The sequence below is a fragment of the Paraburkholderia sp. GAS41 genome, assembly GCF_050436545.1.
Classification (GTDB): domain Bacteria; phylum Pseudomonadota; class Gammaproteobacteria; order Burkholderiales; family Burkholderiaceae; genus Paraburkholderia.
On record NZ_JBNDMK010000010.1, the window covers coordinates 124,238 to 149,895 of the forward strand.

At 64.5% G+C, this 25,658-nt stretch carries 16 protein-coding genes; 5 read left to right on the plus strand and 11 right to left on the minus strand.

Features of this window, described 5'->3' with window-relative positions; genetic code table 11:
• Positions 1 to 10 precede the first annotated feature (10 nt).
• From P3T43_RS16185 to msbA, 4 genes are all read right to left on the minus strand, one after another.
• Positions 11 to 1,294, minus strand: a complete 1,284-nt coding sequence (locus tag P3T43_RS16185) for an O-antigen ligase family protein (RefSeq protein WP_429282042.1) — start codon at positions 1,292 to 1,294, stop codon at positions 11 to 13.
• A complete protein-coding gene (locus P3T43_RS16190) occupies positions 1,294 to 2,421 on the minus strand; it encodes a glycosyltransferase family 9 protein (RefSeq protein WP_429282043.1) in 1,128 nt (375 codons plus the stop codon). Before P3T43_RS16190 ends, P3T43_RS16185 begins: the two co-directional genes overlap by 1 nt.
• A gap of 362 nt (positions 2,422 to 2,783) precedes the next feature.
• Positions 2,784 to 3,857 carry a glycosyltransferase family 4 protein gene (locus P3T43_RS16195; protein WP_429282044.1) on the minus strand — a complete coding sequence of 358 codons (1,074 nt, stop codon included), beginning with the start codon at positions 3,855 to 3,857 and terminating at the stop codon, positions 2,784 to 2,786.
• A complete protein-coding gene (gene msbA / locus P3T43_RS16200; protein WP_429282045.1) occupies positions 3,857 to 5,653 on the minus strand; it encodes a lipid A export permease/ATP-binding protein MsbA in 1,797 nt (598 codons plus the stop codon). The genes P3T43_RS16195 and msbA overlap by 1 nt, the downstream gene beginning before the upstream one ends.
• Before the next feature lie 206 nt (positions 5,654 to 5,859).
• Between msbA and P3T43_RS16205 the strand changes: the two genes are divergently transcribed.
• On the plus strand, positions 5,860 to 6,618 hold the full coding sequence (locus tag P3T43_RS16205) for a glycosyltransferase family 2 protein (RefSeq protein ID WP_429282046.1): 759 nt from the start codon (positions 5,860 to 5,862) through the stop codon (positions 6,616 to 6,618).
• Between the two features lie 136 nt (positions 6,619 to 6,754).
• Here P3T43_RS16205 and dnaE read toward each other — a convergent pair whose 3' ends face one another.
• Entirely contained in the window at positions 6,755 to 10,351 is a 3,597-nt protein-coding gene (gene dnaE, locus P3T43_RS16210; protein ID WP_429282129.1) for a DNA polymerase III subunit alpha, read from the minus strand.
• 348 nt (positions 10,352 to 10,699) lie between these two features.
• On the opposite strand from dnaE, the gene P3T43_RS16215 reads away from it, so the two are divergent.
• Together P3T43_RS16215 and gluQRS are read left to right on the plus strand one after the other, a co-directional pair.
• A complete protein-coding gene (locus tag P3T43_RS16215) occupies positions 10,700 to 11,563 on the plus strand; it encodes a sulfurtransferase (protein ID WP_429282047.1) in 864 nt (287 codons plus the stop codon).
• 280 nt (positions 11,564 to 11,843) lie between these two features.
• Positions 11,844 to 12,761 (plus strand): tRNA glutamyl-Q(34) synthetase GluQRS, encoded by a 918-nt coding sequence (gene gluQRS, locus P3T43_RS16220; RefSeq protein ID WP_429282048.1) that lies wholly within the window; start codon positions 11,844 to 11,846, stop codon positions 12,759 to 12,761.
• Between the two features lie 469 nt (positions 12,762 to 13,230).
• Here gluQRS and P3T43_RS16225 read toward each other — a convergent pair whose 3' ends face one another.
• The 6 genes from P3T43_RS16225 to purT all read right to left on the minus strand — a co-directional run bounded on the left by P3T43_RS16225 (position 13,231) and on the right by purT (position 20,536).
• Positions 13,231 to 14,703 carry a DEAD/DEAH box helicase gene (locus P3T43_RS16225; protein WP_429282049.1) on the minus strand — a complete coding sequence of 491 codons (1,473 nt, stop codon included), beginning with the start codon at positions 14,701 to 14,703 and terminating at the stop codon, positions 13,231 to 13,233.
• A gap of 350 nt (positions 14,704 to 15,053) precedes the next feature.
• The gene (locus P3T43_RS16230; protein WP_429282050.1) at positions 15,054 to 16,490 is read right to left on the minus strand and encodes an aldehyde dehydrogenase family protein; all 1,437 of its coding nucleotides are present in this window, start codon (positions 16,488 to 16,490) and stop codon (positions 15,054 to 15,056) included.
• Between the two features lie 68 nt (positions 16,491 to 16,558).
• Positions 16,559 to 18,211: an acetolactate synthase large subunit gene (locus P3T43_RS16235; protein WP_429282051.1), complete on the minus strand. Its 1,653-nt coding sequence runs from the start codon at positions 18,209 to 18,211 to the stop codon at positions 16,559 to 16,561.
• A 293-nt stretch (positions 18,212 to 18,504) separates the two neighbouring features.
• On the minus strand, positions 18,505 to 18,873 hold the full coding sequence (locus P3T43_RS16240) for an MliC family protein (RefSeq protein ID WP_429282052.1): 369 nt from the start codon (positions 18,871 to 18,873) through the stop codon (positions 18,505 to 18,507).
• Between the two features lie 115 nt (positions 18,874 to 18,988).
• Positions 18,989 to 19,201, minus strand: coding sequence for a DUF6726 family protein (locus P3T43_RS16245; RefSeq protein ID WP_429282053.1), 213 nt, complete (start codon positions 19,199 to 19,201; stop codon positions 18,989 to 18,991).
• 108 nt (positions 19,202 to 19,309) lie between these two features.
• Complete coding sequence (gene purT, locus P3T43_RS16250) at positions 19,310 to 20,536, minus strand: formate-dependent phosphoribosylglycinamide formyltransferase (RefSeq protein ID WP_429282054.1); 1,227 nt, start codon at positions 20,534 to 20,536, stop codon at positions 19,310 to 19,312.
• A 393-nt stretch (positions 20,537 to 20,929) separates the two neighbouring features.
• On the opposite strand from purT, the gene P3T43_RS16255 reads away from it, so the two are divergent.
• Both P3T43_RS16255 and P3T43_RS16260 read left to right on the plus strand, forming a co-directional pair.
• Positions 20,930 to 21,439, plus strand: a complete 510-nt coding sequence (locus tag P3T43_RS16255; protein WP_429282130.1) for an META domain-containing protein — start codon at positions 20,930 to 20,932, stop codon at positions 21,437 to 21,439.
• Positions 21,440 to 21,637: 198 nt separating this feature from the next.
• Positions 21,638 to 25,627 (plus strand): DNA translocase FtsK, encoded by a 3,990-nt coding sequence (locus P3T43_RS16260; RefSeq protein ID WP_429282055.1) that lies wholly within the window; start codon positions 21,638 to 21,640, stop codon positions 25,625 to 25,627.
• Positions 25,628 to 25,658 lie beyond the last annotated feature (31 nt).

Sequence of the window (25,658 nt, forward strand, 5' to 3'; positions counted from 1 at the left end):
CCTGTTGCGCCTAAAACGGCCCGCGCGGAGCACGCCGCGATCCGTCCTCGCCAAGGCGCTGTGCGCTGCCCAATAAAAGGCCCGCGAACGACCAGAATGCGAGCATGGTGGTCTGCCACATGAAATCGTCCGTGGTGTTTTTCGCGATCATGCCCGCGACCAGCGCAATGCCCGCGGCGCACAGCCACGGATCCCCGTGCCGCGCCTTCCAGAAGCTCAGCGCGAGGAATAGCAGCAGCGCCGCTTCCAGCGCGACGCCAATCACGCCGGTCTGCAGCCACGTGTTCAGAAACAGATTGTGCGCGTGCGTCAGCGCCTGCGGTTCGATCGTCAGCAGGCTTTGCGGCATTTCCTGCCGATAAACCATGCCCGGCAACGGCTTGCCGAAACCGACCCCGAGCCACGTATGCCGCTGCGCCTCAGCCGTATAAAACGCCCACAATTTGGGCCGCGTATCGGACGACACCGTGTCGCCAATACTGGAAAACGCCTGCGGGACCAGCACCTGATGACCGTCGATGGCCATATCGTGCGCTGCGCTCGCGGGCGCGACGGCACCGAGACGCAAGCGCGCACTGTATTCGAGCGTGCCGATGCCCGCGGCGCCGACCACCGCAAACGCGAGCAAGGCGAACAGCACATGCCGCCGATACAGCGGGAACAGCGCCACCAGAAGCACGGTGGCAGCGGCCGGCCAGAAAAACCGGTTGAGCGTGGCGAGACCGATGAACAGACACAGCACCAGACCGCTCAGACCGAACACGCGCCAGCCCGGACGCAACAGCGTGCCGGCAAACAACGCCATGGCAAACACCGCCATCGTGCTGGTGTGGCCGACCCGGTTATAGAAATGCAGGGGAAACGTCTCCGCGGTAGGCGGCTGCAGGTGTCCCCAGTAGAGAGCGCTGATCAAGGCAAGCAGGACACACGCGACCCAGGTGACCAACACAAACGGAGCCGGCCGCTCCGCGCGGGTGCCGAGCAGCCAGAAGCCCCAGAACGACACCAGCGGATACAGCACCTCGTCGCACCATGCGTGCATGCTGACCGCCGGATAGGCGGACCATCCTACGGCCGCGAGACTCCAGAGCGCCCAGCAGGCGATCGGCACGAGCAGCGGCCAACGCCTGAAGGACGGGCGCTGCGGCGAAACCACAGCGGCCAGCGTGCCGAGCGCGAGCCACCCCAGCGCGATAAACACGATGGCCGTCATGTGACCGAACATCACCGCAAACAGGATGATCGGACACGCAATCCACAGGACGCGCTCGACGCGCGCGAACGTGTTCGTCATTACACTTCCACCAGAACGTTTTGCAATGCGTTGTACACCGACTCGACCGAGATGCGCCCCATGCAGTCGGCGTGATCGCCCTTCCAGGCCACGCAGGTTTTCCAGTTGCGGTCGCACCGCCGAACCCATGCCACATCGCGCCGGAAAATGAACGGCTGATCCCGGCACGGCATCTGCTCAATGGTCACCGGTACGAACGGCACATCACGCCAATAGCGGCCCGCACCATGAATCTGCGCGTTGCCGGGGCCAAACAGCGTGACCGTGGGCACGCCGATCAGCCGTCCCAGATGCGCGACGCCCGTATCCGGGCACACCACCGCTTTCGCGCCAGCAAACAGGTGCCACACTTCGCCGAGGCCAAGCCGCCCGGCCATATTCGGATGACGCGAGTCAGGATCGATGCTGCGTATCAGCTCGGCCTCGCCCGGCCCACCGCTCCACACGGGAATATAGCCGAGCGCTTCGACCCGCTGCGCCAGTTCACGCCAGCGTGCATCCGGCCAGCGCTTGACTTCGGTACTCGCACCGGGATGCAGAACGACGTACGGTTGCGCGAGCCGTTCCGCATCCGGCAACGGCGCATGCCTGGGCGCGGGCCAGTCGGCGGGCCGGTAAGCACGGGGCGGCGGTCCGCTCACCAGCTCGGCAGCCAGATCCGCCCATGCGGCCGGCGTATCCGGATAGGGCACGTTCTGGTTGACCGGCCAGTTCTTCCACGCGGGCACGTCGCCGGCATGCGCCACGATCCAGCGGCAACCCGCGCCGAGGGCGAGCCAGCTATGCCGGTTGTCACCGAGCACATAGCCGAGATCGTACGGTCCGCTTTGCAGGACCGCCTTGACGGAAGCCAGATCGCGCGGATCGAACGGCACCGCGGTCACGCCGAAAGGCCGCCCCGCGTAAAGCGGCACGATCGCCTTCGGACACGCGAGGTCGATCTGCGCCTGCGGATAGTGTGTGCGCAACTTGGCCAGCAAGGGCGTCAGCAGCAAGGTGTCGCCGAGCAACAGATGGTGCGCCACGAGAATGCGTTGCACCGACGACGGCGCGCGGCGCAACGGCTTTAGAACGAGGCGCGGAATGGCACGCGCAAAGATGCGGATACGCCCGGAAAGTCGGCTCATTGGGTCATCGGCACGTGGCTCGCGTCCGCGATCTGGCTATGCGCCGGTACCCGGCTTGAGGTGGCGTTCCCCACGCAGAATCTCCAGCGGTCTTCTTGTCGATGACTTTCGCCCCCGGTGCCGCTCCGAGGCGTACACAACAACGCTGACGCGGTTGCCGCGGGTAACCCGCACCCGCCGTCTGACTGCGCCGGCACTGAAAGCGAAGTGAATGAATGGATTGGTCGGCGCGGTGGTCGCGCCACCCCGCTGCTTATACAAAAATTATACCATGGGCGTCATGGCTGAATCGCTGCGCGGGCGGGGCTGGGCGGGCTTTCGTCACGGGCCGGCAAAGGTTTCCGGCGCCCCGTCTGCAACGGTCAAGCGCCGCCGCGGATCTGCCTCGCCAACCTCAGCATGGCCTCGACATGGCCGGCCACGCTGACGTCGTACAGCACCGCCCCACGCGCCACTTCGGCTGGCTCGCGGGGCGTGGCGGCAAGCCGCTGCTGCACGGCACGCTCGAGGGTTGCGCGCAGGTCTGCCTCGTCGTCCGGCTTGAAGACGAACTTCGCGTGCGACGCGATCGCATCGCAGCAACCGATGCTCGACGGAAAGATCACCGGCGTGCCGCACATTACCGATTCGACGCCGACCAGCCCGAACGGCTCGTACTTCGAGGCAAGCAGGGTGAAATCGGCGGCCCGGTAGCCGTCCTCGATGTCTTTCACGTAGCCGATATAGCGCACCCGCTCCGACGTGCGCGCGGGCGGACGCCCCGCCACCGCGAGGACCACGGGCAAGGTCGTGTCGCGCAGCGCGGCTTCGATCAGCGGCAAACCCTTACGCTCGTGGCTGCTGGAGGGAAATAGCAGCACGACTTCATGATCCGCGAAGCCGAACTTGCGCCGCAACCCGGCGCGCCGTGCGGCGTCCACCGGCGTGAAGCGCGCGCCGTCGACCGGCGGATACAGCACACGGATCTTCGCTTCCTCGACACCGTAGAGTTCGCGCAACTCGTCATGCATCAACTGCGAATGCGCGACGATCACGCTCGACTGCTCGTACTGGCGGCGTTCGAGCGCGATCTGCCAGCTATCCGAACGCTTTTCCGGGCGCGCGGTGGCACGCAGGAAACCGAGGTGCGTGCCGCCGCAGATGGCGATTTCGGACGAGTCGACGCGGTTGCAGCCAATCAGCACATCGACCTTGGCGGCGCGGCGCGCGCGCCGCAAACGCCAGGAGAACCAGCGGTCGCGCAGCTTGCCGGGCAGGACCGACACGTTGATACGATGCGCCTCGACCATCCGGCTTTCCGGCACGGACATGTCGAAACGGCGCGCGAAGAAAGCCAGTTCGATGCCAGCGGCCGTGAAGCCGCGCACCAGATCCATTGCATAGCGTTCGAGGCCGCCGCTATGCTTCAGCGCATTGCTGGAGACGCCGATTTTCATCAGGCCGCGTTCTGCTGGAACTGGATTCGATGCAGATGCGCGTACAGACCATCTTGCTCAAGCAGTTCGCGATGACTGCCGCGCTCGACGATGCGCCCGGCTTCCATCACGAGAATCCGGTCCGCGCGCTCGATGGTGGACAGCCGGTGCGCGATGACGAGCGTGGTTCGTCCCCTCATCAGCGTTTCCAGCGCCGCCTGCACATGGCGCTCCGATTCCGAATCGAGCGCCGAGGTGGCTTCGTCGAGGATCAGGATCGGTGCATCCTTGTAAATGGCGCGCGCGATTGCGAGGCGCTGGCGCTGACCGCCCGAGAGCATCAGGCCGTTGTCGCCGACCAGCGTCTCCATGCCCTTGGGCATGGATGCCACGGTGTCCCACAGGTTGGCGGCCTGCAGCGCTGCCTTCACCTTGTCCGCATCCGGCGTCTGACCGTAGGCGACATTGTGCGCAATGGTGTCGTTGAACAGCACCACGTCCTGGCTCACCATGGCGATCTGGCTGCGCAGCGCGTGCACGTTGTACTCCGGCAAGGCAACACCGTCGACCAGAATCTCGCCGCCGGTCGGATCGAAGAAACGCGGCAGCAGGTTGACGAGCGTGGTCTTGCCGCTGCCCGACGGCCCGGCGAGCGCGACCATCTCGCCCGGGGCGATCTTGAACGACACGCGGTCCAGCGTTTGCCGGTCGTGCGTGCTGGTGGCGCCGTAGTTGAACGACACCTCGCGAAACTCGATATGACCGGCCGCATTGTCGAGCGTCGCTGCGCCGCCCTGCGGCTCGGACGGCTCGTCGATCAGGCCGAAGATCAGCTCAGCCGCGGTCAAGCCGCGTTGCAGCGGCTGGTTGACGTCCATCACGTGCTTCAGCGGCGAGACGATCAGCAGCATCGACGTAATGTACGAGACAAAGCCGCCGACCGTGGTGTGCCCATGCGCCGACTGCACAACCGCAATCGTGACGACGACAGCGAGCGCGATCGCCGCCAGAAACTGCGTAAGCGGCTGAGCCAGCCCGCCGGAAGTGACCATGCGCAGCGAGTACCCGCGCAGGCGCCGGCTCATTTCGGCAAAGCGGTCGGCCTCGTACTTTTCACCGTTGTGCACCTTGACCACCTTGTAGCCGGCCACCGTCTCTTCGACGATGTACGACAACTCGTTGGTGAGCATCTGGTTTTCGCGATTGAGCCGGCGCAGCTTCCGGTTGATCTTGCTGGTCACCCAGCCGATGGTGGGCAGCATCACCGCGAGGATCAGGGTCAGCTTCCAGTCCAGATAGAACAGATAGCAGAGCAGAAAGAAGACCGTCAGCGAATCGCGCACGAGCGTGACCATCACCCCCAGCAGCACGTTGAGAATCTGATTGACCTCAAAGACGATTGCGTTGATGACGGTACTGGCGGTTTCACGCTGGAAGAAGCCCACGCTGGCGTGGGCCAGCCGGTCGAACATCTCCAGGCGCAAGCGAAGCAGGATCGTGTTCGATACGTAGGCGATCAGATATCCCGACGCGTATTGGCTGACGCTTCGTACCAACGCGAGTGCGATCATGCCGAGCGGCACCAGCCACACCAGCTTGTGGCTGGCAGTCGGGCCGAAGCCCTTGTCCAGCAGCGGCTTGAGCAGCATCGCAATGAGCGCGTCGCTGCCGGCGCTGACGCCCATCGCGACAATGGCGCCCACCAGGGTCCACAGGACCGGCTTGATATATGGCCAAAGCCGGCGCAACAAGGCGAAAGGCGAAGAGGCGTCGCCTGATGAACCGATGACTTTGCTTAACGTGGGCTTCGCGCTCAAGGAATCCTCTGGGAAGGCGAACAGCGCGCCCACCGGCTGGGCGAACGCACAAAATACCGCATTGTAAACGCTTGGGCGGTCCCGGCACGGGACGCGTTGTGCCGGAATGACACGCTGCCGGCAGCCGGCCGGGATGAGCGCGCCGCGCGCTGTGTATACTTGCGCGACGCGTTTTGCCCACTCCGCACTCTCCACGCTATTCAGGCATGAAAGAAACCACTCTCGGCGTCGCCATCATCACCAAAAATGCGGCGCCGCGCCTGGCCGAGTGCCTGTCCGCCCTGGCCTTCGCCGACGCGATCGTGTTGATCGACGGCGGCAGCACCGACGGCACCGTCGAGATTGCGCGGGCTCACGGCGCACGGGTGCTGCAGCAGACCGACTGGCCCGGTTTCGGACCGCAGAAAAACCGCGCGCTCGACGCGCTCGATACCGACTGGATCCTCTCCATCGACGCCGACGAAATTGTCTCGCCGGAACTGGCAGCGGCGATCCGCGCGGCGATTGCCGCGCCGGACGCCGAGGTGTACGCCGTGGACCGTCTGTCGAGTTTCTGCGGACACTGGATTCGCCACAGCGGCTGGTATCCGGACTGGATTCCGCGTCTGTTCAAACGCGGTACCGCCCGCTTCTCCGACGACCTCGTGCACGAGCGGCTCGTATTCGATGCCCCGGCGCGGCGGCTGACGGGCAAGCTGATGCATTACTCGTACGAAGACTTCGAAACGGTGCTGCGCAAGCTGGACGCGTATTCGACGGCCGGTGCGCAGCAGCGCCACGCAGCAGGCAAACGCGGCAGCTTCGGTCAGGCGCTTGGACGCGGCGCGTGGGCGTTCGTCCGCACTTACGTGCTACGGCGCGGGTTTCTCGACGGGCGGGCTGGCTTCATGATCGCGGCGTTCAATGCGCAAACGGTTTATTACCGGTTTCTCAAACTCGCGCAGTTGGCGACTCGGGAGCGGTGAGCGAGTTTGCTTGCGGTGGGTGGCGGGGACGACGAGGTTGGTTGTCGGGCGCCTGGTGCCGGCTACAGGTTACTGCCTACCGGCTACCCAATGATGTTGCCAGCCCGCGCCGTGGAGCGCGGGCCGTTGCCTTCCATCAATAGACGATCTCGATCGAGCTTCCGGCAAACTCGCCACGCAAAGCTGCCAGTAGCTCGTCGGTAGGCTTCACGCGCCATGCATCGCCGAGGCGCACTTCACCTTGCGCATTCTCGCTGCGGTAGACGATCTGCACCGCCAGTCCGCTCGGGATCTGCACGGCCTGGCGCTGACGGCCGCCGTCGCCACCATAGCCGCCGCCTCCACCGAAACCACCACCGTTGCGTCCACCGCCACCGCCACCGCTCCGCGCTGGCGCGGCAGGTGCCTGCGCGGCGTGCGGCTCATCCGAACCAGCGCTATGCGCCTCCAGCACGCGACGCAGCGCGAGCGCGTCCGCGTTGCCGTTCATCTGCACCTTCACGGCTTCTGCATAACGGCAACGCGCGCGGCCGAGATCCATCACGGTGTCGACCGTGAAGCGGATGCCGCCCGTGAACGCGTCGTTGCGCGCCTGACCTTGCACCACCAGCAGTTCGTCTTCCTTGAAGAGCTGTTTGTGGGCTTCGAACGTTTCATTGAAGACCGTGACTTCGCACTGGCCGGTGCCGTCGTCCAGCAGCGCGATCAGCATCTTGCCGCGCTGGGTCATCTGCGTGCGCAGCGAGGCGATCACGCCCGCCACGAGTTTGTCGCGGCCTTCCTTCAACTCGCCGATCTTCTGGCGCGCGAAGCGGCGCACTTCGTCCTTGTAGGCGTCGAACAGGTGGCCCGACAGATAGAACCCGAGCGCACCCTTCTCCTCCTGCAATTTCTTCTTTTCAGGCCATTCGGCCTCGTCGACCAGTTCGTGGCCTTGCGAGGGCGCGTCGCCCATGTCGAACAGACCCGCCTGCATTGCGTTGGCGCTGGCCTGGTCGGCGGCTTCCATGGCGAGCGAGACCGAAGCGATCAACTGCGCGCGATTTGCATGCAGCGCGTCGAACGCCCCGGCGCGGATCAGCGCTTCAACCGTACGACGGTTGACCACGCGGCGGTCGATACGATTGCAGAAATCGAACAGGTCGATAAACGGACCTTCTTCGCGCGCCCGCAGGATTTCTTCGATCGCGTTCTGGCCGCTGCCCTTGATGGCGCCCAGGCCATAGCGGATCGTCTTCGAGCGCTTGCCGTCAGCTTCCGCAACCGGCTCGAAACGATACGCGGATTGATTGATGTCTGGCGGCAGCACGGCCATCTTGTTCGTGATGCAGTCTTCGAACAGGATCTTGACCTTGTCGGTATCGTCCATGGCGAGCGACATATTCGCTGCCATGAATTCGGCCGGATGGTGCGCCTTTAGCCACGCGGTGTGATACGCGAGCAACGCATACGCAGCGGCGTGCGACTTGTTGAAGCCGTAGCCCGCGAACTTCTCCATCAAGTCGAAGATTTCGTCGGCCTTTTCGCCGGTCAGGCCGTTTTTGGCCGCACCTTCGCGGAACAACGCGCGGTGCTCGGCCATCTCTTCGGCCTTCTTCTTACCCATCGCGCGACGCAGCAAGTCGGCGCCACCGAGCGAGTAACCGCCGATGATCTGCGCCATCTGCATCACCTGCTCCTGGTAGACCATGATGCCGTAGGTCTCTTTCAGGATGGGCTCGACGCGCGGATCGGGATATTCCACCACTTCGCGGCCGTGCTTACGCGCACAGAAGCTCGGGATCAGGTCCATCGGACCCGGACGGTAGAGCGCCACGAGCGCAATGATGTCTTCGAAGCGGTCAGGCTGGGCGTCTTTCAGCATGCCTTGCATGCCGCGGCTTTCCAGCTGGAACACGGCAACCGTGTTGGCCTTCTTGAGGATCGTGAACGACGGCGCGTCGTCGAGCGGCACTTGTGCAAGCGACCAGTCCTGCTTCGACGGATCGAGCCTGCGGATATAACGCTCGGCCCAATCGAGGATCGTCAGCGTGGTCAGACCCAGAAAGTCGAACTTCACGAGGCCGACCGCTTCCACGTCGTCCTTGTCGTACTGGCTCACGACGCCGCTTTCGTCGCCCTGCGTGTAGAGCGGGCAGAAATCGGTAAGCTTGCCGGGCGCAATCAGCACGCCGCCCGCGTGCATCCCGACGTTACGCGTCAAACCCTCGACGCGCTGCGCGAGTTCGATCAGCTGATGCACTTCGTCTTCGTTGTCGAAGCGCTCCTGCAAGAGCGGCTCTTCCTTCATCGCGTCGGCAATGGTGACGTGCTTGCCCGGCTTGAACGGAATCAGCTTGGCGATACCGTCCGTAAACATGTAGCCGAGATCGAGCACGCGGCCAATGTCGCGCACGGCCGCCTTCGCGGCCATGGTGCCGAAGGTGGCGATCTGCGATACGGCGTCCGCACCGTATTTTTCCTTTACATACTGGATGACGCGATCACGCCCTTGCTGGCAGAAGTCGATGTCGAAGTCGGGCATCGACACCCGTTCCGGATTCAGGAAACGTTCGAACAGCAGGTTGTAGCGCAGCGGATCAAGGTCGGTCACGCCGAGCGCATACGCGACCAGCGAGCCTGCGCCCGAACCCCGGCCCGGCCCCACCGGGACACCGTTGTTCTTGGCCCAGTTGATGAAGTCCGCCACGATCAGGAAGTAGCCGGGAAAGCCCATCTTGACGATCGTGCCGCACTCGAATTCGAGGCGTTTGTAGTACGTCTCACGCTGCGCTTCGCGCTCCGCCTCATTCGGGTACAACTGCTCGAGGCGCTTTTCCAGCCCTTCCTTCGACAGATGCACGAGGTAGTCGTCAAGCGACATGCCGTCCGGCGTGGGGAACAGCGGCAGCTTCGGCTTGCCGAGTTCGAGCGTGAGGTTGCAGCGGCGCGCGATTTCGACCGTATTGGCGAGCGCCGACGGAATGTCAGCGAACAACGCGGTCATTTCCTCCTGCGAGCGGAAATACTGTTCGGTCGTGAAGCGCTTCTGGCGACGCGGATTCGCGAGCATGTCGCCTTCCGAAATACACACGCGCGCTTCGTGCGCGGTGAAGTCGTCAGGCGTCATGAACTGCAACGGATGAGTGGCGACCACCGGCAATTTCAGCGCAGCCGCCAGCGTCACCGCCTGCTGCACGTAGGCCTCGCCGCCAGGCTGACCGCAGCGCTGCAGCTCGATATAGAAACCGTTGGGGAAAACCTTTGCCCAGTATTGCGCGTTGCGTTTGGCCGCCTCTTCGTTACCGGCGGCGAGCGCCAGGCCGATATCGCCTTGCTGCGCGCCGGAGAGCGCAAGCAGCCCTTCGCCCAGGCCGGTTTCGAGCCAGCCGGCTTCGACTTCTGCACGCCCGCGATACTGATTCGTGAGCCATGCCTTGCTTAGCAATTCGCACAGATTCAGGTAGCCGCGTTTGTCCTTGACCAGCAGCAACAGACGCGAAGGCTTGTCGCGGTCGTCCGGATTGGTGATCCAGACGTCGCAACCGGCAATGGGTTTGACCCCTTTGCCGCGGGCTTCCTTGTAGAAACGGACGAGGCCGAAGGCGTTGCCGAGGTCGGTGAGCGCGAGCGCGCCCTGACCGTCTTTGGCCGCGGCCGCGACGATGTCGTCAAGGCGCACGATGCCGTCGGCAATCGAGAATTCGGAGTGAACGCGGAGATGAACGAAGCGGGGATCTGACATGGGCGTTATTGTAACTCCACCCTCCCGAAGTTTTGGGCCGAAACCGGCGCGTTAGCCGTCCGGCCAGGACGCGACCGGCGCGCACCGCATGCGCGCTGCGGCACTGACCATTTGCAGCGCTCGCGAGCCGCCCGCGCAGCACTGCTCAGCGGATACGCGTTGCGGGCCGCCCGGACAAATTGACGGGTGTCTTGCGCTACCGCAACCGGATAGCCGTTCGGCCGAGTCGGGCAATCCGGCCGGTTGAGGGATAATAGAGGTTTCGCCCTGTTTGCCGTGGCCGCGCCACGCGCGCGGCCACCTCGTGCCGCTTGCGCTGTTTGCTGCGCCGCCGGGCCACTTTACCGCTGGACCATCATGAGCATCGTCAATCTCGCCGCCTATCAATTCGCGACCCTCGAAGCCACTGCCGAGTGGCGCCCGCTCCTCACTGAGCGCTGCAACGCCCTCGGGCTGCGCGGCACGATCCTGCTCGCGCCGGAGGGCATCAACCTGTTCGTCGCGGGCACGCCGGACGCCGCGCAAGGGTTTATCGACTACATCCGCCACGATCCGCTGTTCGAGGGCAAGTTTGCGAACCTGCAGTTCAAGGAAAGTCTCTCGGAGAAGCAGCCGTTCCGCCGCATGCTGGTGAAACTGAAGCGCGAGATCATCACCATGAAGAAGCCGGCGATCCGCCCTGAACTGGGCCGCGCGCCGTTCGTGGATGCGCTCACGCTCAAAACGTGGCTCGACCGCGGCCACGATGACGAAGGCCGTCCGGTGGTGATGCTGGATACGCGCAATGCGTTCGAGGTGGACGTCGGCACGTTCGACGCCGCGCTCGACTACCGCATTACAAAATTCAGCGAATTTCCGGCTGTGATCGAGCAGAATCGCGCCGACCTCGAAGGCAAGACGGTCGTGTCTTTCTGCACGGGCGGCATCCGTTGCGAGAAGGCGGCAATCCACATGAAGGAAGTCGGTATCGAGAACGTGTACCAACTCGAAGGCGGCATCCTGAAGTATTTCGAGGAAGTGGGTGGCGCGCATTACCACGGCGAGTGTTTCGTATTCGACTACCGCACGGCGCTCGATCCCAACCTGAAGCCGACCGCGACGGCGCAATGCTTTGGCTGCCGCGCGGTGGTGAGCCCGGAAGCGCAACAGTCGCCGCTCTACGTGCCCGGTAAAACCTGTCCGGAGTGCCATCCTGAGCGAAACGCCGCACGCGCAGCGTGATGGCAGACTAAGCTTCAGCGCGTGGATGGCGAGGGCAAGCCTCGCCGCCTCTCCTGCGGCAAGTCGACGTGCCGGGATGCCTTCGGCGAGGAGACGAAAGTGGCCTTGTGATGCAGCCCGACAAGCAACCCGCGGTTAGCGCGAGGCAATCCACCTTCCTATATCTGCCCCGAGCCGTGGCGCAATACGCGACCCAGTTGCCTGATGTCCTTGAACCCGCGCAAGCATCGGCCCAGCGCGACGACATGATCGAGAACGGTATCGGACCGAGAACCAGACCATGAACTACCGAGGCCGTTTTGCGCCATCTCCCACCGGGCCATTGCATTTTGGCTCGCTGGTGAGCGCCCTTGCGAGCTGGCTGGATGCACGCACACATGATGGCGCGTGGCTCATCCGGATCGAGGACATCGACGGACCGCGCACCGTGCCGGGCGCGGCCGAGGACATTCTGGCGACGCTTGACCGCTTCGGCCTGCGCGCGGACGAACCGCCCATCTGGCAAAGCGAGCGGACTGCACGCTATCAGCAGGCGCTGGACCAGTTGCGGGGCGCGGGTCTTGTCTATCCATGCGGCTGCACGCGCAAAGAGATCAGCGATTCGCTGCTGAACGCCCACGCCCGCAACACCACGCTCGCCTATCCCGGCACGTGCCGCCATGGCCTGCACGGCAAACCCGCGCGCGCGTGGCGTTTGCGGGTACCGGATGGCGATGCGGGGAAAAACGCGGCAGACATCGCTGCGACGATCGCGTTTGACGATCGCTGGCAGGGATTGCAGACTCAGGACCTGGCGCATGAGGTGGGCGACTTCGTTTTGCGACGAGCGGACGCCCAGTGGGCGTATCAACTGGCGGTGGTGGTGGACGACGCTGACGCGGGCATCACGCACATCGTGCGGGGCGCTGACCTGCTTGACTCGACCGCGCGTCAGATCTATTTGCAGCGTTGCCTGGGTGCTCCGACACCGAGCTACCTGCATGTGCCGGTGGTCACGAACCGTGAAGGCGAGAAGTTGAGCAAGCAAACTGGGGCAACGGCACTTGACGCGAGTCGTCCGCTGGACGCACTGCACGCGGCGGCGCGCCACCTGAATCTGGATGTGAGTGCGGACGGCCAGATGCACACCTCGCTCGACGCGTTTTACGGCGCAGCAACGAGAGCCTGGGCAAGACGTTACAAACAAGAGACCTGCTGACGCAGGGAGAAGATGGCTAAATAGCGCCGCGAACAGTGATCGCGAGAAATAACGAGCGATTGAGTTGAATTGAATCGCGCAGCACAGCACAGCAAGCATAAGGCGACGCCCCGCCCAGAAGCAAAGATCGAAGGGGGGCAACCCAACGGCGGCGCGCAGCGCACGCTGGAGCGGATGACTGCTGTGCCACTGAGAGAAGAGATGCGAGAGCACACCTCGTCTCGGACCACTACCGACACAGCACAGAGAGGGCTCACTACGAGCTAGCGGTGTGAGGCCGCTTTCTTTTGCCTACTTTTCTTTGCGGCCGGCAAAGAAAAGTAGGTGCCGCCCCGCACAGGGGCAACGCCAATAAACCACGAACAAAACAAGAGAAGGCCAACACCCCAAAGCGACCACCAAAAGACCCGCCGGAGGCAAAAACCCAAAAAAAACCAAAAACCAAAAACGAAAAAACGAAAAACCCAAACTACGACGAAGAAGGACTCTTCCTGGGCATCCCAAACCCACCCAACAAAGCAGCAAGCGGCTGCTTGGAAGCCGCCTTGGGCAGCGCGGCGACATCCGCAGCGTCATCCACCTTGCGACTGGAAGGCGACGGCTCATACGGCCTGGAGAAAAAATCATCCACCGGCTGTTGGCGATGATGATGCGGCCGCTCGAACGAACTCGAAGCCCCCGAACCGGAAGCCCCAGCACGCCGCCGCCCGCCGCGCTCATCACGCGCTTCACGCTCACGCCGCGGACTACGCTCTTCGTGGTGATGCCGCACCGGCACGGCAACAGTCAGCCGTTGAACATCGAGCGGCCGTTTGATCAACTTCTCGATATCGGCGAGCTGCTTGCGTTCATTCGGGCTACACAGCGAGAGCGCATCCCCCGAAGCCCCCGCGCGCCCAGTGCGCCCGATCCGGTGCACATAGTCTTCCGCGTTGAACGGCAGATCGAAGTTGATCACCGCCGGCAACTCGACGATATCGAGCCCGCGCGCCGCGACATCCGTCGCCACCAAAGCCTCGATCTCACCGCGCTTGAAGGCGTCGAGCGCCTGCATCCGCTCGGTTTGTGTCCGGTCGCCGTGAATCGCGGTCGCCACCACACCGTCGCGCTCGAGACTGCGCGCAAGACGGCTCGCGCCGATCTTGCTGTTACAGAACACGATCACCTGCTTCAGACCGCGCTCGCGAATCAGTTGCACCACCGCGCCAGTCTTGTCGCCCTCGGCGACTTCATAGACCGTCTGCGTCACATTGGTGGCCGTCGAATTGCTGCGCGCCACTTCGATAGTCTGCGGGTTGCGCAGATACGTCGCGGCCAGCTTCTTGATTTCGCCGGAGAAAGTCGCCGAAAACAGCAGCGTCTGACGTTCCTTCGGCAACAGATTCAGAATGCGCTGCAAATCCGGCAGGAAGCCCATGTCCAGCATACGGTCGGCTTCGTCGAGCACCAGCATCTGCACCTGACCCAGATTGGCCGTCTTCTGTTGCACGTGATCGAGCAGACGACCCGGCGTCGCAATCAGGATCTCGACGCCGCGGCGCAGTTGTTCGGATTGCGGATTCATATCCACACCGCCGAACACCACGGCGCTGCGCAGCGCCGTGTGCTTGGCGTAAGCATGCACGTTGGCGGCGACCTGGTCGGCCAGTTCGCGGGTCGGCGTGAGAATCAGCGCACGCACCGGGTGGCGAGCCGGCGAAGCGCTCGTGCTCGCGTGCGGCAGCAGGCGCTGGATGATCGGCAGCGAAAAACTCGCGGTCTTGCCGGTACCGGTCTGGGCGGCGCCCATGACGTCGCGACCTGACAGCACGACGGGAATCGCCTGTTCCTGAATCGGCGTGGGCGTGGTGTAGCCCTGCTCGACGATCGCTTTCAGGATGTCGGGTGCGAGGTCAAACTGGTCGAAGGTCGCGGTACTGGGCGTGACAGCTGTGTCGGACATGGTGGCTTTCGCTAAAAATGCGCCTGCGCGGGGGGCGCGGCAGCGGCCGGGACCGCGGAGGGCATCAGGATGAAGCGGAGCCACGGCGTGCCGCACGGTACCTGATTCGGTCAGGAAGGATGCAGCCGGCTCCGGCCGACGGAAACACCCGCCGGAAAGGCCGGTATTGTAGCACTTCAGCAAAAACACTCATGGCGCACGCGCCCGCTTTCTGCTCACACCCCGCACAAGCAGGTCGCAGGACGCCGGGAACGGCCACAGGCTCGCACAGACTAGGCCACTCAGACGACAGTCCTGTGACAGCGGCGCGGGGTTGCGTCGAACCCCGGCCACCCCTCACCCGGCAACGCTCACCACGTCTCGCGCATCACCATCAGCCGCAGTTCGGTCATGTCCTCGATGGCGTAGCGGATGCCCTCGCGCCCCAATCCGGAGTCTTTGACCCCGCCGTACGGCATATTGTCCACCCGGAACGACGGCACATCGTTGATCACCACACCGCCGACGTCCAACTGGTCCCACGCCTGGTGCGCATGGGCGAGCGAATCCGTGAAGATGCCCGCCTGCAGGCCAAAGTCGCTGTCGTTGACGGCCGCGAGCGCCGCACCGAAGTCGTCGAAGCGCTCGAGGATCGCCACCGGCCCGAACGCTTCCTTGCGGTACAGGTCCGAATTGCGCTTCACGTCTTCGAGCAGGGTGGCTTCGAAATTCGCGCCGTCCACCTTGCCGCCCGCCACGATATTCGCGCCATCCAGCACCGCGCTCTCCATCCAGCCGGCCAGACGCTTCGACTCCGACTCGGAGATCATCGGCCCGACAAACGTCTTCTCGTCCTTCGGATCGCCCATAATCAGCGAGCGGGTCTTGGCAATCAGCTTCTCGCGCAGGGCGTCGTAGACGTCCTTGTGGACGAGAATGCGCTGCACGCCGATACAGCTCTGCCCCGACTGATAGAACGCGCCGAACGCCAGCCGGTCGACCACGTAGTCGAGCTTGCCACCCTGATCGCCATCGACGATCGCCGCCGCGTTGCCGCCCAGTTCCAGAATCACCTTCTTCTTGCCGGCCTTTTTCTTCAGATCCCAGCCCACTGCAGGCGAACCGGTGAAGGACAGCAGCTTGAACCGCTCGTCGGTGGTGAACAGGTCCGCGCCGTCGCGATGGGCCGGCAAGATCGAAAAAGCGCCCTTGGGCAGGTCGGTTTCCGCGAGAATTTCGCCCATGATCAGCGCGCCGACTGGCGTGCGGCTGGCTGGTTTCAGCACGAACGGCACGCCCACGGCCAGCGCCGGCGCCACCTTGTGCGCGGTCAGGTTGAGCGGGAAATTGAACGGCGAGATAAACGAGCACGGTCCGATCGGCACACGCTTCACATAGCCGTGATAGCCCTTGGCGCGCGGCGAAATCTCCAGATTGATGATCTCGCCGTCGATGCGCACCGATTCCTCCGCGGCCACCTTGAACGTATCGATCAGCCGCGTGACTTCGCCGCGGGCATCGTTGATTGGCTTGCCGGCTTCGATGCACAGCGCCATCGCCAGTTCGTCGTAGCGTTCGCGGAAACGGCTCACGCAATGCTCCAGCACCGCCTGGCGCTTGAACGGCGGAAACGCGCGCAGCGCGGGCAGCGCGTCGACGGCATGGCCGATCGCCTTGTCGATCGCCGCGGCGTCCGCCATCGCGACACGCGTCGCCACCTCGCCGCTGAACTTGTCGGTGACTTCGAGATCGGTATTGGCCGCCACCGCAACGTTGGCGAGGTAGTACGGGTACGTCTTCTTCAACATGACACGTTCTCCTTTAAGCGAGCTGTCCTAACCGGTTCCACGCGGCAAGCCACACGTCGCGCCGACCTTCAGAGTTGCGCGCTCAGCCGCTTGATCTCGCGGTTCAGTACACGCTCGTTGTCCGAATAGTCGATCGGCAGATCGATCACATGTACGCCCGGCGTCGCGAAGCATTCGCGCAACAGCGGCGCAAACTCATCGGCCGAGGAAATGCGGTGACCCTGTGCGCCATAGCTCTGTGCATAGGCCACGAAATCGGGGTTCTTCAGCGTCATGCCATAGTCGGGGAAGTTCATGTTCTCCTGCTTCCAGCGGATCATCCCGAAGGCATCGTCGCGCAGGATCAGCACCACCAGATCGAGCTTCAGACGCACCGCCGTCTCGATTTCCTGCGAATTCATCATGAAGCCGCCGTCGCCGCACACCGCCATCACCTTGCGGTCCGGATGCACGATCTTGGTCGCAATCGCCGACGGCAGCCCTGCGCCCATCGAGGCGAGCGCGTTGTCGAGCAACAGCGAATTCGGCTCATGCGCACGGTAGTAGCGCGCGAACCAGATCTTGTACATGCCGTTGTCCAGACAGACGATGCCGTCCACCGGCGTGGTCTCATAGACGTCGTTGACGATCCGCACCGGATACATCGGGAAACGGTTGTCGAGCAGCCCTTTGACCAGATGTTCCTCGAAATGCTGCTTGATCTCCTTGAAGCGCGCAAAGTCCCAGTGCTCCTGACGCTGCTTGAGACTTTCCTTGAGTTGCCATACGGCATTAGCGATATCCCCCACCACTTCGATCTGCGGGAAATACACCGGGTCGACTTCCGCGCCGAGAAAATTGACGTGAATCACGGTCTTCTCGCCGGAGTCGCCCGCGCGCATGAAAAACGGCGGCTTCTCGATCACGTCATGGCCGACGTTGATGATGCAGTCCGCATGATCGATGGCGCGGTGTACGAAATCGCCGTCGGACAGCGTGGCGTTGCCGAGCCACAAGGGATGCGACTCGTCGATGACGCCCTTGCCCATCTGCGTCGTGAAGAACGGAATGCCGATCTGGTCGACGAATTCGCGCAGCATCTTGGTGGTGGTCTTGCGATTGCCGCCCGCGCCGATCATCAGCAGCGGATGCTTCGCGCTGGTGATCGCCTCGACCGCCCGCGCGATCGCCTTGTCCTCGGCAACCGGCCGGCGGCTGAAGCTCTTCGGAATCGGCTTGCCATCGCCTTCTTCGTCGGCGACGTCCTCGGGCAATTCCAGATGCGTGGCGCCGGGCCGTTCCTCTTCCGCCTGCCGCACCGCTTCGCGCACCAGCGCGGGAATATTGCCGATGGAGACAATCTGCCGCGTGTATTTGGTGAGCGGCTCCATCATGCGCACCACGTCGACGATCTGGAAATGCCCCTGCTTGCTGGTCTTGATCGGCTTCTGGCCGGTGACCATCAGCATCGGCATGGCACCGAGCTGGGCGTACGCGGCGGCGGTGACGAGGTTGGTGGCGCCTGGACCCAGGGTCGAGAGGCACACACCGACGCGCCCCGTCAGACGTCCATAGGTCGCGGCCATGAAGCCGGCCGCCTGTTCGTGACGGGTAAGAATCAGTTTGACTTTTGAGCGGCGCAGCGACTCGAGGAGATCGAGATTTTCTTCCCCTGGAATGCCGAACACGTACTCGATACCTTCGGCTTCCAGCGACTTGACGAACAGATCCGATGCTTTCATTGAGAGTCTCGCTTGACGAACGAGCGCGGACGGCACGCCCACGCAGTGGGTCCGGGAACGGATGACCGAAGACGACGACAGGCGCGGCCACCTTTGAAGCCGTGGACGCGTGGACAGCTTACTACCTGGGAGAAAAAACTGCGCGCAGACCGGGCCGGAGGCCGAGTCTGCGGCGGCGCAGCATTTGGGAAAGGGGGGTGCTGTGTGGGTGATGCTGTTCGGTTGGCGCTGTGCGGGTGGCGCTGTGTGGATGACGCTGTGCAGTTGGCGCCGTGCGTGGGCGGGCCGCCCGCTTACCGCACAATCGTCACGCAGTCGGACAGAATCGGCGGGGCGTTCTCGCCCGCTGTCGCGTCGTACAGATCAGCGCGCGGACCTTTGGTCCACCACGTATAGCTGCCCGCCTGATATTTCGCGCCGGAGGCGGCGAGCGTATTGACGAACAGCATTGGCTGCCCTTTCACCGGCACGAGCGCGAAGCTCTGACCGTTCTCCGCGCTCCAATAGGTCACCTGCAGGATTTTGCCGGTCGCGCAGGTGTACTTGTGGGTCTGCCGGTCTTTTGTCTGAATCTCGGCGAGGCGCAAGGAGGCCGACCAGGCGCTATCCATCGATGCTGCGACTGCCAGCACACCGGTTACTGCGACGAGCCATTTCCGCATCTGCTGCCTCGCTGGGTGATTGCCTGCCTGCGCGGCCGGACGGGCTATCGGCGCGTCCGGACATGCGAGCCTCGACGAACGAACCCGCAGCCGCCGACGCTCGAGCGTCGACCACTCACGGATCGATCACCGCCGCGCACGCGTCGGTCGGCGCGGCGGCTACGTGACCGACCACCGGTACGATCTTCAAGCCAGCCGACGCCACGCGGCACGGCGCCGCGGCAAGACCGCAGCCCGCCAGCCCCGCGCACAGCGCGACCAGCACGCCCAGCGCACCGAGGCGGCCGGCCTGACGAAGCCGCGCGATCTTGCGGGTGCCTGCGTTCATGAGTCCTTTTCCTGCCTTCAATGCTGTAACGGTTCGCGCGCCTGCGGGACGCCCGACAGGCCGGTTGCGCACCCTGCGCGAACTGCGCGGATGGCACCCGTCACAACCTCACTGTGCCTTTTGACTGCCGGACACCGGACGCACCGCTGCCGCAGCCTGCTTTGCGCGGGTACGCGCTTCGTCCGTGTCCGCACCGGTGGCAAGCGCCACGCCCATGCGCCGCTTGACGAAGCTCTCCGGCTTGCCGAACAGCCGCAGATCGGCGTCCGGCACGGCCAGCGCAGCCGCCACGCCTTCGAATGCGATCCCCGCTTCGTCGAGACCGCCGTAAATCACCGCCGATGCCCCCGGCGCGCGCAGCGACGTATCCACCGGCAAACCGAGGATCGCCCGCGCATGCAACTCGAACTCCGACAGACGTTGCGAACACAGCGTGACGAGGCCCGTGTCATGCGGACGCGGACTCACTTCCGAAAACCATACGTCATCGCCGCGCACGAAAAGTTCCACGCCGAAGAGGCCACGGCCACCGAGCGCCGCCGTCACCTTGTGCGAAATGTCGCGCGAACGCTCGAGCGCAAGCGCGCTCATTGGCTGCGGCTGCCAGGATTCGACGTAGTCGCCGGCCACCTGCACGTGGCCGATCGGCGCGCAGAAATACGTGCTCGTCTCAGCCGTTGCCGGGTCGATCGCGCGGACCGTCAATTGGGTGATTTCGTATTCGAAGTCGATAAAACCTTCGACGATCACACGCCCATGATTGACGCGGCCGCCCGCCATGGCGTACTGCCAGGCCGGTTCGACATCGGCATCGCTTCGCAACACCGATTGCCCCTTGCCCGACGACGACATCACCGGCTTCACGACGCACGGATACCCGACCTTCGCGATGCCCGCCTTCAACTCCTCGAGCGAATCCGCGAACGCATACGGCGAGGTCGGCAAGCCGAGTTCTTCGGCGGCCAGACGGCGAATGCCCTCGCGGTTCATGGTCAGTTGCGTGGCACGCGCGGTCGGGATCACTTCGGCGAGACCGTCGGCTTCGATGGCGGCGAGCGCATCCGTGGCGATGGCTTCGATCTCCGGCACGATCAGATGCGGGCGCTCCTGTTCGACCAGTGCGCGCAAGGCGGCACGGTCCGTCATGTCGATCACATGGGCGCGATGCGCAACCTGATGACCCGGTGCATTCGGATAACGGTCCACCGCGATCACTTCGACGCCAAGGCGCTGCAATGCGATGATCACTTCCTTGCCCAGTTCGCCCGCGCCGAGCAGCATCACGCGCGTGGCGGAGTTCGAAAGGGGGGTGCCGATCCGTTGGCCGATCTGCATGAGGTCTCCAGAAAAATGTCAGATGAGATGGAATGGGTAGATCAGCAATGTTAACATGCGCAACCTCTGCACCGGACGCACGGCGCCGTGCGCAACAAGGCTGTGCGCGGCCTCGTGCACTCGCGTGCGGCAACCTGAGTGCGTTACCCTTACGCCTTTGCCAGTTTGAAGAGGATCGACGCCATGTTCCCAACGTCTTCAGCGCGACGTGTTGCGCGTCTCGTTGCAGCGCGCCTTGCACCCTGTGTTGCAACGGTTTTTGCAACGCTCCAGCCTCCCCGTGTTGCAACGGTTCTTGCAACGCTCCGGGCATCCTGCGCTGTAACCGTTCTTGCAGTGCGCCGTGTCGTCCGCGTGGCGTTGCAGGACACGCGCCGGCTCGCGTCGTCCGGCTTGCGCCGGCGTCTGCAGACCCGCACCCGCTTCGCCGCGCTGGGCGTTGCCGCGCTGTTGACCGCCTGCGCGATGCCCACGCATCCTGACGCCAAGGCGCCGCCGCCCGATCCGTTCAATCCGGCGGCCACGCAACTGCTCGACGATACCTCGTGGGACCTCACCAGCTGGAAGCAGGCCGACGGCACGCTGCGCGCCATCCCCGGCGCCGGCAACGGTGCGCCGATCACGCTCACGCTGTCGACGGCAACCGGCCAGCGGCACGCCAGCGGCTTCTCCGGATGCAACCGCTACATGGGCACTTATGTGCTGAAGAACGGCAAGCTGAGCTTCGGAACGCTGGGTGGAACGCGCATGGCGTGCGCGACACCGGGCGGCCAGATTGAAGGCGCCTATCTCGATGCGCTGGGACACATCGACCACAGCGGTGTGCAGATGCTGGCACCGCAGGCGTTGCAGTTGATCCTCGACAATGGCGACCAGCTGGTTTTTGCGCCGCACGTTCCGTGACGGGCGTGCGAGCGGTTTGCAGCTTGGGCGGCGCTGAGCCCGACGAGGCCCGCTCAGGCCCGAACACGCGCCATCCGGCTTTTCAACCGGGTCGAGCAGAAGCCGATCCGCTTGCCGCTGTCTTCGAAGCCTCGTGCTTCGCCGGTTTAAACTCGACGGATTGCGTTTTCGCGGATCCGTCATTCGTTGATGTCTAGCATGCACACGGTAGTTTTCGGCTGGTTCGGCGGGTCAGCCGTCTGGTTCCTCCCCCTCTTGTGGCGTCTCGCGAAGTCTGTGCTGCCAGGCGGCGTCGGCCTGCGCGGGCCCGGCACGATCCGGCTCTGGCTCGGCTTTATCTGCGTCCTCGTGGCGAGCTGCACGCTGGAAGCGTCGTTGCTCGGGATGGCGGGCGTCGACGGCTTCGGGCATGCGCTGACTGCGGGTTTCGGCCGGCTGCTGGGACATGTCGGCACGCCGCTCGTGATGCTCGGCCTGCTGGGCGTGAGTCTCCCGTGGCTGCTCGAGTTTCGCTGGAGCGCCGTCGCCATCTGGGCGGACGGTGCCTTCGGTCTTGGCCTGAGCCGTGGCTTGGCGAGGCGCGATGAAGACGCGCGCCGCCGCAGCAGCATCGACGACACGCTGCCGCCGTACGCGTCGACACCGACCAATACGATGGCGCCGAAAGCCAAGGGTCGCTACGCGCGTCCGACCGTCTGGCGGCCGCCTGCGGCGACACGCGGCGTTGGCGTTGGCGCGGCGGGGCTTGCTAGCGGCAAGGACGTGCTGGGCAAAGACGCGTTGGGCGGCGACGCCCGTGCGAGCGGAACGCAAGGCGGTGTCAGCTGGCAAGCCAGAAATGCGACGCTACGCAGTCAGCCGGACGCCGCTGATGGTGCTGGCCGCACGCGCGCCGGCACGCCGGGTCGGTCTGGCGGTGGGGCGGCCGCGGGGCAAAAAATCGGCACGTCGTCGGATAGGGCCGCGCCGTGGACGCCGTCGGAACCCGTCGCGCCAGCGGGATGGCTGCGTGAGCCGGGCGTCGCGTCGCGTAGTGCGGCGGGAGCGCGGGGTGCGGCTCAGGCGGCCCATGGAGGTCAGGTGGGTCAGGTAGGTCACGCCACGGCAAATCTCGATGGTCGCTCCGCCGGCCCGTCGAGTGCCGTTGGTATCGCTTCGATGGCGGCCGTTGCAAGTGGAACAGCGGGCGCGACAAAGGCGGCCATCCCGAGCCGCGTCATGACGGGTGCGACAGCAGGCTCCATAGCCACCACCCACCGTGCGTCGTCTGCGCAAGCGCTCAACCACACGACCCGCCGTGGCACACCCTCCACCGTCACGCGCAGCGTGGCGCCGGCCACACCCATACCGGCCCAGCGCGCCGTTGCCGACGGGCGTGAAACGCAGCGGCGTCGTGACCTCTCTGCAACGCGCGCGCCGAGCTTTTCCCGGCCCGCCGCGCCGAGCGAACGCGTCACTCCGCCCGCCAGCGTGCAGGAGACCCTGCGCAGTATCGAAGAGAACGCTGCACAGTGGACCACCATCGCAGGCGCCAGCCTCGCGCGCCGCAGTGGTGCCGATACGACCAGAATCATCACCGACGCACCCGCTGTGAGCGAGGCGCCGGCCGAACCGGTAGTCTGGCCGATTGCGCCGCCGCAAGCCGCGCAGACTGCGATCGGTGAGTCAGCGGCGGACGCCGTTTCAGTCGCGCCGCGATCGAGCGACACACAACGCAATGCTGAGACGCCGCTGGAAGTGGCAATGGATACGCCCTCGCATACAGCCAGTCACGAGGCAGTGAACCCTGCCGCGACAGTCGCTGTCGCTACAGCAAACGAAACCGCTCTGCCCCGCGTCGAAGACGTCGCAGTGACGGCGGCGCCTGCCCTTTCGGCCACCGTCGCCGAGGCGGCGACACGCGTTGCGCCGCTCACGGCAACACTCACGGCGCCACTCTCAGCGCCGCTCTCGGCGACGGCCACGCCCGCAGCCGCAGCCGCGACCGTCGAGAACGTCGAAACAGTCGCTCATGTCGCGACCGCCGTGAATGCCGCCGACCACGCAGGCGCAACGAACTTGGCACGTGCGCCGGCAGCGGAACTCGTCATCGACCAGGCGCTCGTGCCGTGGGAAACAGAAATTGATGCCGCCACGCTTCGTAGCGAATCGTTGACCGACTCCAAGTCTGCCGCCACCGCACTTCACACCGCAGCGCCGACCGAGTCTGGGTCTACTGCCACCGAACCCGCCGCGCCGGATCACAGCTCACGCGTGCAGACCATCGTGCCGCCGACGCCACCTCTTCAGCCCGCAGCGCCACCGATCGCCTCCGCTCCATCCAACGTCGTACGCTTCCCCGGCTTTGCCGCGGCGAATGTCGCGAGCAGCGCGGCTCAGGCCCCGCGCGAACCGCGGCATCCCCTCGTCGACAGTCCCGACGAAACTCCGCTCACTGCCATACCTGCTGTCTCAACTGCAACTGCAATTGCAACCGCCGCCTCAACCGCAACGCCAGTTTTCGACGAGCCGGACTACGAAATCGACGGCCAAACCGACGACGATCTCGTCAACGAAACCAGCAACGCAACCAGCAACCAACCCGACGCCCCCCTCTCCGCGCCGCTCACCCTCCCGCGCAGCGAACCGGCCAACGAACCCATCGCACCGCGCCAGCCCCCGCGCGGCCACGCATCGACGGGATTCGAATTCCGCGCCCCTGCGGCGTCGATGGTCGAACTCCCGACCCTCGACCTGCTGGCGCGCGCCGACACCGATGTCGAACCCGTCTCCGAAGAACGCCTCGCCGAAACCGGTCAGTTGATCGAACAGCGTTTGCAGGAATTCAAGGTGCCGGTCACCGTGGTGGGCGCATCGGCCGGCCCGGTGATCACACGCTTCGAGGTCGAGCCCGCGCTCGGCGTGCGCGGCAGCCAGATCGTCGGCCTGATGAAAGACCTGTCGCGCGGCCTCGGCCTCACGTCGATCCGCGTAGTCGAAACCATTCCGGGCAAGACCTGCATGGGTCTCGAATTGCCGAACGCGAAACGCCAGACCATCCGTCTGTCGGAAATCCTCGAGGCGAACGTCTATCAGCATTCGCACTCCATGCTCACGCTCGCGATGGGCAAGGACATCACCGGCCATCCCGTCGTCGCCGATCTGGCCAAGGCGCCGCACATGCTGGTGGCCGGCACGACCGGTTCGGGCAAATCGGTGGCGATCAACGCCATGATCGTCTCGTTGCTCTACAAGGCGACGCCCGAGGAAGTGCGGCTCATCATGATCGACCCGAAGATGCTCGAACTCTCGGTCTACGAAGGCATTCCGCATCTGCTCGCACCAGTCGTGACCGACATGAAGCTCGCGGCCAACGCACTCAACTGGTGCGTCGGCGAAATGGAGAAGCGTTACCGGCTCATGTCCGCAGTCGGCGTGCGCAACCTCGCGGGCTTCAACCAGAAAATCCGCGACGCCGAAGCCGCCGGCAAGAAGCTCGGCAATCCGTTCTCGTTGACGCCCGAAGCCCCCGAGCCGCTCGCCACGCTGCCGTTGATCGTGGTCGTGATCGACGAGCTGGCCGACCTCATGATGGTCGCCGGCAAGAAGATCGAAGAACTGATCGCGCGGCTCGCGCAGAAAGCGCGCGCCGCCGGCATTCACCTGATCCTCGCCACGCAGCGCCCGTCCGTGGACGTGATTACCGGCCTCATCAAGGCCAACATTCCGACGCGGGTCGCCTTTCAGGTGTCCTCGAAGATCGACTCGCGCACGATCCTCGATCAGATGGGCGCCGAATCGCTGCTTGGTCAGGGCGACATGCTGTTCCTGCCGCCCGGCACCGGTTATCCGCAGCGCGTGCACGGCGCGTTCGTGGCCGACGAGGAAGTGCACCGGATCGTCGAATATCTGAAGCAGTTCGGCGAGCCGCAATACGAGGAAGGCATTCTCGACGGCCCCGCCACCGAAGGCGCAGCCCAGGACCTGTTCGGCGAGACGCCGGACGCCGAAGCCGATCCGCTCTACGACGAAGCGGTGGCCTTCGTGGTGCGCACGCGGCGTGCGTCGATCTCGTCGGTGCAGCGGCAACTGCGCATCGGCTACAACCGCGCAGCGCGGCTCGTGGAGCAGATGGAGACCGCGGGGCTGGTGTCGGCGATGGGCATCAACGGCAGCCGCGAAGTGCTGGCACCGGGACCGGCTGAATAAGCGGCCACTGATGCAATGAAAACGGGCTTCG

Excerpts from the sequence above, each read along its gene's own strand:
- P3T43_RS16185 (WP_429282042.1), bottom strand. The coding sequence starts at position 1,294 with ATGACGAACACGTTCGCGCGCGTCGAGCGCGTCCTGTGGATTGCGTGT.
- P3T43_RS16190 (WP_429282043.1), bottom strand. The coding sequence starts at position 2,421 with ATGAGCCGACTTTCCGGGCGTATCCGCATCTTTGCGCGTGCCATTCCG.
- P3T43_RS16195 (WP_429282044.1), bottom strand. The coding sequence starts at position 3,857 with ATGAAAATCGGCGTCTCCAGCAATGCGCTGAAGCATAGCGGCGGCCTC.
- P3T43_RS16205 (WP_429282046.1), top strand. The coding sequence starts at position 5,860 with ATGAAAGAAACCACTCTCGGCGTCGCCATCATCACCAAAAATGCGGCG.
- P3T43_RS16215 (WP_429282047.1), top strand. The coding sequence starts at position 10,700 with ATGAGCATCGTCAATCTCGCCGCCTATCAATTCGCGACCCTCGAAGCC.
- gluQRS (WP_429282048.1), top strand. The coding sequence starts at position 11,844 with ATGAACTACCGAGGCCGTTTTGCGCCATCTCCCACCGGGCCATTGCAT.
- P3T43_RS16225 (WP_429282049.1), bottom strand. The coding sequence starts at position 14,703 with ATGTCCGACACAGCTGTCACGCCCAGTACCGCGACCTTCGACCAGTTT.
- P3T43_RS16230 (WP_429282050.1), bottom strand. The coding sequence starts at position 16,490 with ATGTTGAAGAAGACGTACCCGTACTACCTCGCCAACGTTGCGGTGGCG.
- P3T43_RS16235 (WP_429282051.1), bottom strand. The coding sequence starts at position 18,211 with ATGAAAGCATCGGATCTGTTCGTCAAGTCGCTGGAAGCCGAAGGTATC.
- P3T43_RS16240 (WP_429282052.1), bottom strand. The coding sequence starts at position 18,873 with ATGCGGAAATGGCTCGTCGCAGTAACCGGTGTGCTGGCAGTCGCAGCA.
- P3T43_RS16245 (WP_429282053.1), bottom strand. The coding sequence starts at position 19,201 with ATGAACGCAGGCACCCGCAAGATCGCGCGGCTTCGTCAGGCCGGCCGC.
- purT (WP_429282054.1), bottom strand. The coding sequence starts at position 20,536 with ATGCAGATCGGCCAACGGATCGGCACCCCCCTTTCGAACTCCGCCACG.
- P3T43_RS16260 (WP_429282055.1), top strand. The coding sequence starts at position 21,638 with ATGCACACGGTAGTTTTCGGCTGGTTCGGCGGGTCAGCCGTCTGGTTC.